This window comes from Lishizhenia tianjinensis (genome assembly GCF_900116425.1).
GTDB classification, from domain to species: Bacteria; Bacteroidota; Bacteroidia; order Flavobacteriales_D; family Crocinitomicaceae; genus Lishizhenia; species Lishizhenia tianjinensis.
The window spans coordinates 297,699-310,439 of record NZ_FPAS01000003.1 but is presented as its reverse complement, the minus strand read 5'-3'; the positions used below and the strand labels follow the sequence as shown (position 1 = coordinate 310,439).

The 12,741-nt window shown below is 36.5% G+C and carries 14 protein-coding genes; 4 read left to right on the top strand and 10 right to left on the bottom strand.

The features are described from left to right. Positions 1–2: 2 nt before the first annotated feature. The 6 genes from BM327_RS11150 to lpxK are packed head-to-tail and all read right to left on the bottom strand — an operon-like array spanning position 3 to position 6,522. A complete protein-coding gene (locus BM327_RS11150) occupies positions 3–815 on the bottom strand; it encodes a UDP-2,3-diacylglucosamine diphosphatase (protein WP_090249536.1) in 813 nt (270 codons plus the stop codon). A gap of 1 nt (position 816) precedes the next feature. Continuing rightward, positions 817–1,947 (bottom strand): TlpA disulfide reductase family protein, encoded by a 1,131-nt coding sequence (locus BM327_RS11145; RefSeq protein WP_090249533.1) that lies wholly within the window; start codon positions 1,945–1,947, stop codon positions 817–819. A 26-nt stretch (positions 1,948–1,973) separates the two neighbouring features. Further along, positions 1,974–3,221 carry a TlpA family protein disulfide reductase gene (locus BM327_RS15945; RefSeq protein ID WP_244526218.1) on the bottom strand — a complete coding sequence of 416 codons (1,248 nt, stop codon included), beginning with the start codon at positions 3,219–3,221 and terminating at the stop codon, positions 1,974–1,976. Next, complete coding sequence (gene gatB, locus BM327_RS11135; RefSeq protein WP_244526217.1) at positions 3,221–4,666, bottom strand: Asp-tRNA(Asn)/Glu-tRNA(Gln) amidotransferase subunit GatB; 1,446 nt, start codon at positions 4,664–4,666, stop codon at positions 3,221–3,223. Before gatB ends, BM327_RS15945 begins: the two co-directional genes overlap by 1 nt. A 19-nt stretch (positions 4,667–4,685) precedes the next feature. After that, positions 4,686–5,498: a purine-nucleoside phosphorylase gene (locus tag BM327_RS11130; RefSeq protein WP_090249530.1), complete on the bottom strand. Its 813-nt coding sequence runs from the start codon at positions 5,496–5,498 to the stop codon at positions 4,686–4,688. Next, on the bottom strand, positions 5,479–6,522 hold the full coding sequence (gene lpxK, locus BM327_RS11125) for a tetraacyldisaccharide 4'-kinase (RefSeq protein WP_090249528.1): 1,044 nt from the start codon (positions 6,520–6,522) through the stop codon (positions 5,479–5,481). Before lpxK ends, BM327_RS11130 begins: the two co-directional genes overlap by 20 nt. A 98-nt stretch (positions 6,523–6,620) precedes the next feature. Here lpxK and BM327_RS11120 point away from each other — a divergent pair, with 98 nt between their 5' ends. From BM327_RS11120 to BM327_RS11110, 3 genes are all read left to right on the top strand, one after another. Beyond that, a complete protein-coding gene (locus BM327_RS11120; protein ID WP_090249525.1) occupies positions 6,621–7,556 on the top strand; it encodes a lysophospholipid acyltransferase family protein in 936 nt (311 codons plus the stop codon). Positions 7,557–7,630: 74 nt separating this feature from the next. Next, on the top strand, positions 7,631–8,581 hold the full coding sequence (locus tag BM327_RS11115) for a WD40/YVTN/BNR-like repeat-containing protein (protein WP_139230345.1): 951 nt from the start codon (positions 7,631–7,633) through the stop codon (positions 8,579–8,581). Positions 8,582–8,697: 116 nt separating this feature from the next. Beyond that, entirely contained in the window at positions 8,698–9,420 is a 723-nt protein-coding gene (locus BM327_RS11110; protein ID WP_090249518.1) for a hypothetical protein, read from the top strand. A 485-nt stretch (positions 9,421–9,905) separates the two neighbouring features. Here BM327_RS11110 and rplI read toward each other — a convergent pair whose 3' ends face one another. From rplI to BM327_RS11090, 4 genes are all read right to left on the bottom strand, one after another. Further along, positions 9,906–10,352 carry a 50S ribosomal protein L9 gene (rplI, locus tag BM327_RS11105; RefSeq protein WP_090249516.1) on the bottom strand — a complete coding sequence of 149 codons (447 nt, stop codon included), beginning with the start codon at positions 10,350–10,352 and terminating at the stop codon, positions 9,906–9,908. A 37-nt stretch (positions 10,353–10,389) separates the two neighbouring features. After that, positions 10,390–10,653, bottom strand: a complete 264-nt coding sequence (rpsR, locus tag BM327_RS11100; RefSeq protein WP_090249513.1) for a 30S ribosomal protein S18 — start codon at positions 10,651–10,653, stop codon at positions 10,390–10,392. A gap of 26 nt (positions 10,654–10,679) precedes the next feature. Further along, the gene (gene rpsF / locus BM327_RS11095) at positions 10,680–11,024 is read right to left on the bottom strand and encodes a 30S ribosomal protein S6 (RefSeq protein ID WP_090249510.1); all 345 of its coding nucleotides are present in this window, start codon (positions 11,022–11,024) and stop codon (positions 10,680–10,682) included. 108 nt (positions 11,025–11,132) lie between these two features. Next, entirely contained in the window at positions 11,133–11,951 is an 819-nt protein-coding gene (locus tag BM327_RS11090) for a hypothetical protein (RefSeq protein WP_090249505.1), read from the bottom strand. 301 nt (positions 11,952–12,252) lie between these two features. On the opposite strand from BM327_RS11090, the gene yidD reads away from it, so the two are divergent. After that, positions 12,253–12,507 (top strand): membrane protein insertion efficiency factor YidD, encoded by a 255-nt coding sequence (yidD, locus tag BM327_RS11085; RefSeq protein ID WP_396442388.1) that lies wholly within the window; start codon positions 12,253–12,255, stop codon positions 12,505–12,507. Positions 12,508–12,741 lie beyond the last annotated feature (234 nt).

Sequence of the window (12,741 nt, the reverse complement as noted above, 5' to 3'; positions counted from 1 at the left end):
GCTTAGCTAACCTTTTTGTTTTGATGTGAAAAAGTATAAGGTTTACCTTTAATGTTTTCCACCGTATTTTGCATGAGTATAAGCTCGCTGCCGTCAAATACTCCATAGGTATAATATTTTATCCAATCACCTAGGTTTAAGTACTTACTTTTCTCATTTAATGAAATGTTCAAAGGCAAATGTCTATGTCCAAAAATGAAATAATCGAAATGTTCTTCTTTCAGGATGTCTTTACAATGATGCACGAGCCATTCTCTGTCTTCTCCAAGGTATTTATCATCATCATTACCAGTTTTGGCTCTCGATTTTCGCGATGAATAATTGGCCACACCTATACCGAAATTGGGGTGTAAACGTGCAAAACACCATTGGAAAAATGAATTGCTAAACACCTTTTTAATCATTTTATAACCTTTGTCACCTGGACCTAAACCATCTCCATGACCTATGTAGAATTTTTTACCGTAAAAAGTTCTTTCAATGGGTTCTCTGTGTAATTGGACGCCGAGTTCTTCCGGTAAATAATCAAAAATCCACATGTCGTGATTACCGGTGAATATATGTACTGGAATTCCTTTATCAGTAAGTTGAGCTATTTTACCTTGTAGTCGAACAAAACCTTTAGGAATTGCCTCTTTGTATTCAAACCAAAAATCGAAAATATCGCCAACTAAGAATATTTCTAGCGCATCCTCTTCAATGGTGTCTAACCATTTTACAATGCGTTTCTCACGAATTAAACTTAATTCCTTGTTTGGAGCTCCCAAGTGAAAATCGGAAGCGAAATAAACCTTTTTCTTATGGTGTTGTGACATCTTAGTGTCCAAATATACTTGATAAAGCACTTTCAAGTGCCATTCCTCTAAGATTTGTTGAGATAATATTTCCTTCCTTGTCTACAAGCACGGTAAATGGAATTCCACTTACACCATAGGTTTTTCCAGCCGTACTGTTCCAGTGTTTAAGTTCACTAACGTGATTAGACCATATCAAGTTATCAGCTTCTATAGCGGCTAACCAATTCGCTTTTGCCTTATCCAAAGATACACTGTATACTTCAAATCCATCGGCGTGATATTTATTGTAAAGTCGAACTACATTCGGATTTTCCCTTCTACAGGGTCCACACCAAGAGGCCCAGAAATCAATCAATACTACATTTCCTTTTAAATCTGATAATCGAAGGGTATCTCCATTTATACCTGGAAGCGCAATTTCTGGAGCGGGTTTACCTGTAGCTAATAACTGAGAAGACTCGTATTTGGCTTTGTATTGCGCCATTTGAGGTACTATACTCTGTACTACCTTACTTTCTGGAAAACCTTCAAGCAAGTCTTTGGCAACAGCTTCATAGGTTTTGAATTCGTCTGGGATTTGATAGGTATTGATAACAGCTATTAAGGCTGGAGATTTTCTGTGGTTCGCCGTGAATCTAGATCTTTCTGCAGTGAACTGTAAATACCTTTGATTCAATTGTTCTTGAATAACATTTCTCTGTTGAGGAAACTGTTGTATGAGCATCGCTGCACTATCCTTATCTCTTTTCCATATTTCATACGTACGCAAAAATTCATTCATGTGTGTACTTTCTGGAGAGCCTATGATGTTAGAGTAAAATAGAATGTTTTTACCGTCACCATAAACTTTTAAAGAGTCGTTATCTTTAAAGATAATGTTCAGATGCGAAGTGTTTCCAATACGTAAAACGTAGTAATCAGGATTGGGTAAATCCGTTGAAAAACTAAAGTTTCCATTTTTGTCTGCAACTGCTTTGTCATAATCATGGTATCCTCTTCCCATAAATTGAGATATATAGAGGGTGTCATGTGGTAAATTAAAAATTGAACCACTTAACTCAATGTGTATGTTCGAAGCTTGTGCTCCCGTGTTTTGAGCATTAACAAGAGTTGTTGCGAAGAGTAAAAATGCGATAAATACTTTAGTCATTCTGATGTAATCGTTTTATTAAGTTATTAATCCAAAAGTTCTTTCAGTTTATTTTCTAGGGCTTGACCTCTCAAACCTTTAGCAATAATCTCACCGTTTTTGTCTACTAAAACCGTGAAAGGTATACCTTGAAACTTATAGGTCTGTATCACTGAAGAATTCCAATAGTTCAATTCACTGACGTGATTATCCCAACTAAGGTTGTCTGCTTTAATGGCTCTTTTCCACGCTTCAGCATCTTTGTCAAGTGAAACACTAAATATATCAAATCCTTTGTCTTTGTATTTGTTGTAAAGTCGAACAACATTTGGGTTTTCCTTTCTACACGGACCACACCATGATGCCCAGAAGTCTATCAATACATATTTTCCTCTTAAATCAGAAAGTCTTCTCTCTATTCCATTAGGGTCTGGCATAGCGATCTCTGGAGCAACCTTCATCTTTTCAAAAGAAAGGTACTCGTTATAACCACTTTCAATTTGATTTACTTGTTGACCAATAGCAGAAGACAATGGGTTTTGCGGGTAAGATTTCATGAATCCATCTTGCATCGCTTTCAAAACATCTAAGTTTTTAGGGTCCCAGTTTTGAAAACCACCTAAATATTCTTTCGGGTAAACCTGCTGAATTAAAATGATGTTGGCTGGGTTATCACTATCCTTTAGAATAGAATTTACACAAAAATCATCCATAGGTTTACTTTCCTTAACCACCATTTTTAATAATTCATCTTCTGAATATTGTTGCGGGTTTTTCAAGTTTCTTTGGAAAGATAGAAAGCCAAATAAGTGTTCGAAATATTCATTCAATACAGGCGCCCATTCAGTACCTGAGTATTTTGGTGTACTATTGAAATCATCAAAATTAACCTCAACGTGAACAGAATCTTCTGGCACCAAACTTAAAGGAACTACCTTTTGTGAATTCGGTTGTGTTTCATTCAAACGCAATTGGTACAAGCCTAAAGCTGGAATGTTTCCGGTAATTTTAAAGTTTCCTTCTTCGTCGGCATATGATTTACCTAAAACAATGACTCCTCTTGGAGTGGTTGTTTCAACTATCATTTCTGCATGTATACCGTTTTCAACTTTACCTGAAACCACAAAATTCTGTTCTAGGTTTTCAGAGTTCGTTGCCGCTGGAGTAGAAACTTTTGAATCTTGTTCCGTTTGAGCGCTTGTATCCGCATCAACAGTATTGGAAGTTTCATCTGCACAAGCTGTAAGAATTACAGCTGTACAGATAATAGGAAATAATCTATTTATTTTCTTCATTATTGTTCTAACATTTCTCGCATTAACTTGTTGGCAGCTTTTGGGTCGGCTTTTCCTTTCGAAAGGCGCATTAATTGTCCCATAAAGAAACCAGTAAGCTGTTTTTCACCATTTCTGTAACGCTCTACTTCACTCGGATGTTGTGCGATAACTTGTGAAATGTAATTTTTGATACTGTCTTCGTCTGATTCTTGAATTAAGTTCAATTCTTGAGCAATAGCTAAAGGATCTTTTTCTGGAGCCTCTAACATTGCTGGGAATATAGATTGTGAAGCCACAGTTGAACTTACTTTGCCTTCATCTATAATACCAATGAGTTTCGCAATCTGCTCTGCCGAAATTGGGAAATCCTTCATTTCTAAACCTCTTTGGTTTAAGAAAGATTTAACGTCTCCCATTATCCAGTTTGCAGCTGCCTTGTAGTTCTTTGTGTGAGCAGTTACCTCATTGTAGAACAAAGCAATAGGTTTTGCCTCAATTAAGTTGGAAGCGTCGTACTCAGATAATTTATACTCCTTTGTGTATTTTTCAAACAAATCATTGGGTAGAGCTGGCATTTCAGCTTTTACTCCATTGATTTGATCTTCAGTAACACGTATAGGTTGTAAATCTGGCTCGGGGAAGTAACGGTAATCGTTGGCAGCCTCTTTCGAACGCATAGAAATGGTGCTGTTGTTTAAGGCATCGAAAGAACGTGTTTCTTGGAACAATTCTTCTCCATTTTCCAAGGCTTCAATTTGACGATTAATTTCAAATTCAATAGCACGTTGAACGTTACGCATAGAGTTCATGTTTTTCACCTCTACTTTGGTACCAAACACTTTGCTCCCTTTTTTCATTACCGAGATGTTGGCGTCACAACGCATAGAACCTTCTTCCATGTTACCGTCACAAATCTCCAAGTATCTCAATAATTTTCTTACTTCTTGTAAGTAAGCATACGCTTCATCAGAAGATCTTAAATCTGGCTCGGTTACTATCTCTAAAAGAGGAGTTCCCGCACGGTTAAGGTCAACCAAGGTATCATACATATCCACATCGTGAATACTTTTCCCCGCATCCTCTTCCATGTGAATACGCGTTATACCTATTTCTTTTTCTACACCATCTTTAGTTTTGATTTTAACAGAACCTCCCGTACAAATTGGAGTTTTATCCTGCGTAATCTGGTAACCTTTAGGTAAATCAGGGTAGAAGTAATTTTTTCTAGCAAAGTATTGGTCTTCGGCAATGTTACAATTTAGCGCTAATCCTAATTTGATGGCGTATTCAATTGTCTTTTTGTTCATTACAGGTAAAGTTCCTGGATGACCTAAAGTAATTGCACTAATGTTCGTATTGGGCATCGCCCCGTATTCGTTCACGTCGTTAGAATATGCCTTCGTTTTCGTTAGCATTTGGGCGTGAACCTCTAAACCTATAACTGCTTCGTAATTCTCTCTCACCTCGTAAAGTATAAGTGATTTATAATTTTGTAATTAATTCTTTTAAGATAGTTGTCATCTTCGGTTCCTGACGGCTGGCTACAGCTATTACGTCTGCAACACTTACCTTTTTAATTTTTCCAGGAACTCCTAAATCCGTAATGATAGAAATCGCAAAACACGGTAAATCCATGTGACGCGCAACTATGATTTCTGGAACGGTTGACATTCCTACCGCATCAGCCCCTAAAGTTCTAATCATTCTGTATTCTGCCGGAGTTTCTAAGGTTGGTCCTGTTAAACCAAGGTAAACACCAGTAGAAACTTTAATTCCTTCTTCTGCAGCAACTTCTTGCGCCTTCGCTATCATTTCTTTGTCGTATACCTCAGACATGTCTGGGAAACGAGGACCTAATTCATCAATGTTTTTACCAATTAATGGATTTCCAGGGAAGAAATCGATGTGATCATTTAAGATCATGATTTCACCTACCTCAAAATCAGGGTTAACTCCACCCGATGCGTTGCTAACAAATAAACGTTGTATACCCAATTGTTTTAACACACGAACTGGGAAAGTAACCTCTTGCATCGTGTATCCTTCATAGAAGTGAAAACGACCTTGCATAGCTACTACTTTTTTACCTCCAAGTTCACCAAAAATTAATTTTCCAGAGTGACTTTCTACTGTAGATACAGGGAAGTGAGGAATATCTTCGTAAGATACCTCGTGCGAAATATTGATTTCTTTCACTAATCCACCTAATCCAGTTCCTAATATAATTCCAAATTCAGGTTGGATATCTACTTTATTTTGAAGGAAGCTAACCGCTTCATTTATTTGCGCTAACATGTTTTTCTATTTGCTTTAAAAAGTTTGTTTCTTCATCAAGGCCTATCGTAATACTTTGGTAAAACCAAGGACGCGTTTCGATTATTTTTAACAATTGAGGTTGTTTCAATCGCATCATGTCCTTTTCCGTGGTAATGATCGCCTTTTTTTGACCCACAAAGGTATCAAAAATAGTGTGAATTTTGTTTAGATCATTCACCGTGAAATTGTGATGGTCTGGAAAGGACATTAATTCTACCTTAAATTTCTTTTCGAGCTCTTTTTGGAGCGGTAAAGGATTGGCAATTCCAGTAACCAAAAGCACTTCTTCTGGGAAATTTTCACCCGTCCAATTTTCTTGATTCCCCACCGGTAAAATAGGTCCGTATTGTATATGAGAAAAGAATACACTTTGTTTAGAAGATGGTTTTACTTTGTCAATAATCATCTTCTTCTGAGCAGGTGTAATGTCTGTCGGACATTTGCTAATTATAAGTATATGAGCTCTTTTTTTTCCTCTTCTAAATTCCCTGAGTCTTCCTGCAGGGACCACATAGTCTTTGTAATATGGATCTTCAAACGTTGTAATGAGTATATTGCAATCTCTTCCCAATTTCCTGTGCTGATAAGCATCATCTAAAACCAATAGAGAATAATTACCTTTTTCTAATTTTTGAGCTCCAGAAGTTCTGTCTTCACAAACGGCTACTTCTATCTCCTCCTTGTGTTTGAGTTTGTAGAGCAAGGGTTCATCGCCAACAGTTTCAGCAGAAGAGTGTTCAGTTACTTTCAAGTATCCCTTGGTACGCCTTCCATAGCCACGGGATAAAACAGCGATGTCGTATTTGTTTTTTAAACGAGAAATGATAAAATCTACGTGTGGTGTTTTTCCCGTTCCGCCCATACTTAAATTCCCAACAGAAAGTGTAGGTATCTTAGAGGTATAGACCTTAAATATGCCTAGGTTGAAAAAGATGTTACGAATGGCCATTACTGTGCCGTATAACCAACCTAGGGGGATGAATATTTTGAGTAAACTTTTCACACTTTCAAAAGTAATAAATGAGCGGAGCTATAAAAGAAAAAAGTAAAGCTTTCTACAGAAAGTGATTTAGGCTTATTTCTTTACATTTGGAGCTGGTTATGATCTCAAAAATTGCATATTATATAATTATTCTACCCTTTTCATTTTTACCCTTGTGGTTGTTATATGGAATCGGAGATTTGCTTTACCTTTTATTACTAACGGTTTTGCCGTATCGTAAGAAAGTAATCAATGCGAATATTGATAGGGCTTTTCCTCAGATGTCTCAGCGTGAAAAAAGCAAGCTGCGTCGAAAGTTTTACCGTTACTTTTCAAATTTGTTAATGGAATCGGTGAAGGGGCTTTCGATTTCTAAATCTTCGCTTCTCAAAAGGGTAAGTGTAGAAAACCCAGAAGTAATGGAAGTCCTGTATAAGGAAGGTAAAGATGTACTTTTTGTAGGCGGACATTACAACAATTGGGAATGGCTTATTTTAATTCAAGATGTTTTGTTTTCTCATAAAGCGATCGGTGTTGGTAAACCTTTGTCTAATGGTTTTTTAAATGTTAAAATGAATGCCAGAAGAGAGCGATTTGGAATGACGGTGACCAATAATAAGGCATTGAAAGCTTGTTTTGAGAAATACTTAAACTCGGATCACCCAGCTGCAGTCTTATTGTTGGCCGATCAATCACCTGGTGATAGTTTAAAAAGTTACTGGATGCAATTTCTAGGTACTTTAACACCTGTTTTGTATGGGCCAGAATATTTGGCGGTAAGCTATAATACGGCAGTGGTTTATTATGAAATGAAAAGAACTAAGAGAGGATTTTATACTTTGTCTTTAAAAGTTCTAGAAAAAGAACCCCGAACTACGCATTGGGGAGAGATTACGGAAAAGCATGCACGCGAAATGGAAGCAACCATCCTTGAACATCCTGAGTTTTGGATATGGTCACATAAGCGATGGAAAAGAACTATTCCCGACAATTTGGAAGCTTTAAAAATGAAGCAAAAAGAGAAATTTCATCACCTATTAGCGAAATATAAATGAGAAAATTATTACTACTCAGTTTACTACTTTTTACTTGTTTTGGTAATGCGCAATCACAAGTAAAATTACTTTCAATGGAAGAAATTCAGGTGGGCGCAGATACTTGTTATGCCAGAGCCTTACATGTCGATAGCACAGGATTGTATATGGGATCATCCAATGGTAGACTCTATGTTTATGACTTAATGAAAAAGCAGTTAATACAGGAGTTTGGGAAAGATGAAATGGCAGAAATTAGAGATTTACATCGATCAGAACAAGGTATGATAACGATGAAATCTGGTGCTACAGGACGTTTAATGTCTGTACAACGAGGTGCCGTTAACTACATAGATACCTTTATCTTAGATTCTGTTTTTCTAGATGTTTTAGATATTAGCGCTCATGGAATTGGGGTAATGATGGGTGATCCAGTTGGAGGCTATTTTAGCTTGTATTGTACACATGATTACGGTAAGTCTTGGTCAAGTATGAAATATATGATACCTGCCCCTGAAGGTGAATTTGGTTATGCAGCTAGTGGGAGTACTTTGAAGATGTTAAATGACACGAGTTTTGTTTTTGTAACCGGCGGCTCAAAAAGCGTTTTTTATAAAGTAAACTTTACAAAAGGGGAGTATGTGAAGCTGAGCTACAGTTCTACTCAAATGCCTTTTGAGCAAGGAGAGGGGAGTGGTGCTTTTTCTATGGTGCAAATTTCGGACAGTAATTATGTTGTAGTAGGTGGTAATTATACAAATCCGGGAAATGGAAAAAAGTCTTGTTATGTGACCAATGATTTGGGCAAAACCTGGGAGCCGGCTGATAAAATGCCAAAGGGATACAGGTCGTGTGTTGTTTACGACGCAGCAAATGAGGTTTTATATTGTTCTGGAAGAAACGGAATAGATTATTCGCAAGATGGAGGAAAGCATTGGAAATCATTGACAAAAGAAGCCGCATTTACATTAACTTTGTGGGAGGGGAAGCTTTACGGAACTTCTCTCAATGGAAAAGTTAAAATATTTACAATTAAAGTAGTATAAATTGAAACTGAGGCCTCTTTTCTACGTAAAAAGAAGCTGTTAAGGATTTGTTAAAATCCGACTGTCCACTTTGGAGGGCATAATATTTGAATATATTGGTTGAAAACACAAGTATCATGAAGAAATTATTGACACTATTATTATTAACAATTGGTTTTGGCACATTTGCACAAGAGACTTACGAAGATTTATTAATACTCAAAGCCGATAAAAACTGGGAGAAATTAATCAAACAGGGAATAAAGTATACGGAAAAGGACGATACAAAAAATGATGCAGAACCGTATTATTATGTAGCCTTGGCTTATTACAATATTTCTTTTATTTCAGATAGAGGAGAAGAGTACGAAAACGCATTTAAAGACGCTTTGTCTTATATAGGTAAGTTTATGCGTAAGGATAAAGATGGAACTGTATTTGAAAAACATAGAGAATTCTTTTCTGAAGTAAAGCAGTACTTAGTAGAAATGATAGCCAATGAAATTGAGGTAGGTTCTTACCGTGGAGCATTTGCTTGGGTAATTAAAATGTACAAATTCGATAGAGAAGAAATCGGAGCGAATTACTTGGAAGGTGCTATACGTTACCACAGAGGTGATAAAACAACAGCAAGAAATAAGTGGAAAGAAGCGGATGAGTTGTTAGCAAATATAGAATCTACAGATAGCTGGTTGAAAGAAGATTTTGATATGCTGCGCATAGGTATAGTAGAAACAGCAAAGATTTATGTTCAAATGCGTCAAAATGCGAAAGCAAAAGAATTGATGGATAAAATTGCACCTTGGTACGAGGATGATCAAATCTTCCAAGATCAATATGATGAAATCGTAAATTCTTAAAAGAAGAAGAAATTTAGAATCGAAGGACAGTGAAAGCTGTCCTTTTTTTTGTGTTTATACTTTCTAAGAATGTTGATTCTTAGGTATAGGATAGAATGATGTATGGGGCAAAGGAAATCTATAGAGTGAAAGGAGGTTCTCTTCATGCTTTATTAGGCTTTTTTCTCTCTGGTTAGCAAATGAATAGGTTCGAGATAGAGTGGTGTTTTTAACTTAGGTTAGGATGGTATTAGATGAAAGCCTAGTTATCGATTACCTGGAGGATAAGTAGAACTCGGTGGTGAATGTAATTAGGGTGTGCACATTACAAATGAAAAATGAGAGGGTGTTATATTCTAAATAGGCATATAGAAAAAAGAAAGGAAGAGGTTGGCAAGGTGTGATGTTTAGTCTAGGTAGGGCTATTTCTTTGTATAGGAAAAGTTTAAAGGCAAAAAAAAAGGCTGTTCTATTGAACAGCCTTTTTTATATCATCTAGTAGTGAATTACTCACCAACAACTTCGAAAGTGAAAGCTTGCTTAACTTCTTTGTGTAAGTTAGCTTCAGCTTCGTAAGAACCAACCTCTTTAATAGGCTCGTCTTTAATTTTCAATGATTTACGGTCAATCTCTACACCAGCAGCTTTTAATGCTTCAGCCAATTGTAAAGTATTAACAGATCCGAAGATTTTACCGTTTTCACCAACTTTTGCTCCAATAGAAACTTTAACACCTTCTAATTTAGCAGCTAGATCAGCAGCTTCTTCTTTAATTTTCTCTTCTTTGTGAGAACGCTGTCTTAAAACTTCGTTGTGTGCCTTAACAGCAGAAGCAGAAGCCATGATAGCGTATCCTTGAGGGATCAAAAAGTTACGAGCGTATCCGTTCTTTACAGTTACGATTTCGTCTTTGTACCCTAAGTTATCAACGTTTTTCTTTAAAATGATTTCCATCGTTCAATATTTTTAAAAATTCAACAATAACCGGGTCTTATTTTAACTGATCACCAACGTATGGTAAGATAGCTAAGTGACGCGCTCTTTTAATTGCTTTGTTTACTCTTTTCTGGAATTTTGCAGAAGTACCAGTAACTCTTCTTGGTAAAATTTTACCTTGCTCGTTAACTAGTTTTAATAAGAAATCTGCGTCTTTGTGGTCAACAAACTTAATTCCACTTTTTTGAAAACGACAGTACTTGTCTTTATTGATTTCGATGTTAATCGGAGTCAAATATCTGATATCATTTTGTGCCATGATTCTCTTTTTATACGATTAATAAATTAAGCTTCCGCCTTAGCAGATTTTCTAGCTCTTCTTTTGTCAGCCCACGCTTTGTGGTGCTTGTCCATTTTAGTAGTTAAAAAGCGCATTACTCTTTCGTCACGCTTGAAAGCCAATTCTAAATCAGCGATCTCTTTACCTTCTCCTTCAAATTCTAACATGAAGTAGAATCCAGTTGTTTTCTTCTGGATAGGGTAAGCCAACTTCTTAAGTCCCCAAGACTCAGAGTGAGTAACGTTTCCACCAAGAGCTTTAATTTCCTCTTCGTACTTTTTTACTGCTTCCTTTGCCTGATCTTCAGACAAAACGGGAGTTAAAATGAAAACAGTTTCGTAGTTATTCATAATTAAACATTTTATTTGAGCCCGCAAAGATAGACCTTTTCTTTGATAAAGAGAAATTTAGAAGAAAAGTTTTTTTGAGGGATAGCTGAAGTGCTATTCTAAAATCTTTTATGTCGGTAAGTTTTCTCCACTTTCCTCCAAGAAATGATGCATAGTATGATCTAAACTGAGTCGGTGGTTATACTTAAAGGTATATTCATCTAATACAGCTTGTATATGACGGTCGGAGCAATAATGAAAAATTCCTCGGAGTTGTTTTTGCATGTTCTCCGCCAAAACCCTCAACCATCTTTTGTGTTTGCCTTGAATTTTTAAAGTTTTCGTTACCAGAGGAGGATTTCTGCTTAAAGAAAAGGCAATTAATTTTGAATAGGGATAGTTTAAACGTCTTTTCTTATCAAGTTTTTTTATACAAAGAGCTCTTGTTACGGGCAACTCCAAGTGAATTAAATCATTGGAAGAATTCGCTGTTTTACGAATATGCAAATGAAGAAAATTAATCTTTTGCTCTAATACAGCCTTGAGTCCTCTGACTTTCGTTTGATAATGAAAAGTCATTTTTAAATTAATCCTTCCCATTTCGGCTCGAACTTTCTGAACCATGTGATAAACTGTTTCGTAGCGAGTTTGTTTGGAATGTCTGTGTATCTCAGCTATAGAACTGGCTTTTTTTGTATGGCATAACATGTGAATGATTTCTAACCATTCGAAAAAACTTTTATTGCTATCACGCATGAAGGAAATGGATTTAAGGGAGGTCTTGGTAGAGCAAGAAGCACAGCGCCAAGCTTTGTATTTTGCTTTCCATGTTAGGTTGCTGTGCTTACATTTCGGACAATGGGTGAGCTGTTCTTGGTAAAAAGATTTGATGTAATCGACACATTTTTCTTCAGAACAGAAAGTGGAGTAGAACTCTTGGTTGGTCATGATAATTAGGTTTTGGGGTTGATTGGATGTAAGTTACGATGAAAAAAAGAAAAATAAAAGTCAATTTTGAATATCCGCTTTTTTATCGTTTCCACAAAACCTTGTTTTGAAGGTGTTGTTAATGGGATGTGGCTAGAATTAGATATGAGTTTTTTCATTCAAGTGGATTTTTATCTACTTTTTTTATCCGGTTTAATGTAATATAGGGGGAAGTCGGCACCGATACAATAGCGGATATTCAGATTCACTTTTTCACCAAACCCTAATTTTTAATTCAAATTCCCACTATCTTTACCACACTGTGAATATTCTCAAAAAAATAGCAATTGCCCCCCTCATTCTCCTGGTGAAACTCTACCAAAACCTCATTTCGCCACTTACGCCAGCAGCATGTCGTTATAATCCGACTTGCTCTTCTTATGCCGTAGAGGCCTTAAAGATATGGGGACCTTTTAAAGGTTCGTATCTAGCTGCTAAAAGAATATTAAGTTGTCATCCCTGGGGTGGATTTGGAGAGGATCCTGTTCCGCAGAAGAAATCTAAGAAGAAGTCTTAGTGTTTATCAAACAGCGATAGAAGCGACAGCCCGCAGGGGGTGTTTTTAGACTTCTTGTATTTGCGTTTTAAGCGACCACCGGAAGCTAAAAAGGCAAATCTTTACAAGAACAAAAACACCAACAAGGACTACAGCGGAAAGCGCGGCCGTTTGCCTCCAAAACATTCGAATCTTACTTTATTTAAAAGGGCTTTAATATTGACCAGAAATCCATAGGCTTCTCTGCCTTAATTT

Excerpts from the sequence above, each read along its gene's own strand:
- rplI (WP_090249516.1), bottom strand. The coding sequence starts at position 10,352 with ATGGAAATCATTTTAAAGAAAAACGTTGATAACTTAGGGTACAAAGAC.
- BM327_RS11115 (WP_139230345.1), top strand. The coding sequence starts at position 7,631 with ATGGAAGAAATTCAGGTGGGCGCAGATACTTGTTATGCCAGAGCCTTA.
- BM327_RS11130 (WP_090249530.1), bottom strand. The coding sequence starts at position 5,498 with ATGTTAGCGCAAATAAATGAAGCGGTTAGCTTCCTTCAAAATAAAGTA.
- BM327_RS11145 (WP_090249533.1), bottom strand. The coding sequence starts at position 1,947 with ATGACTAAAGTATTTATCGCATTTTTACTCTTCGCAACAACTCTTGTT.
- BM327_RS11150 (WP_090249536.1), bottom strand. The coding sequence starts at position 815 with ATGTCACAACACCATAAGAAAAAGGTTTATTTCGCTTCCGATTTTCAC.
- rpsF (WP_090249510.1), bottom strand. The coding sequence starts at position 11,024 with ATGAATAACTACGAAACTGTTTTCATTTTAACTCCCGTTTTGTCTGAA.
- BM327_RS11110 (WP_090249518.1), top strand. The coding sequence starts at position 8,698 with ATGAAGAAATTATTGACACTATTATTATTAACAATTGGTTTTGGCACA.
- BM327_RS11120 (WP_090249525.1), top strand. The coding sequence starts at position 6,621 with ATGATCTCAAAAATTGCATATTATATAATTATTCTACCCTTTTCATTT.
- rpsR (WP_090249513.1), bottom strand. The coding sequence starts at position 10,653 with ATGGCACAAAATGATATCAGATATTTGACTCCGATTAACATCGAAATC.
- BM327_RS15945 (WP_244526218.1), bottom strand. The coding sequence starts at position 3,221 with ATGAAGAAAATAAATAGATTATTTCCTATTATCTGTACAGCTGTAATT.
- BM327_RS11090 (WP_090249505.1), bottom strand. The coding sequence starts at position 11,951 with ATGACCAACCAAGAGTTCTACTCCACTTTCTGTTCTGAAGAAAAATGT.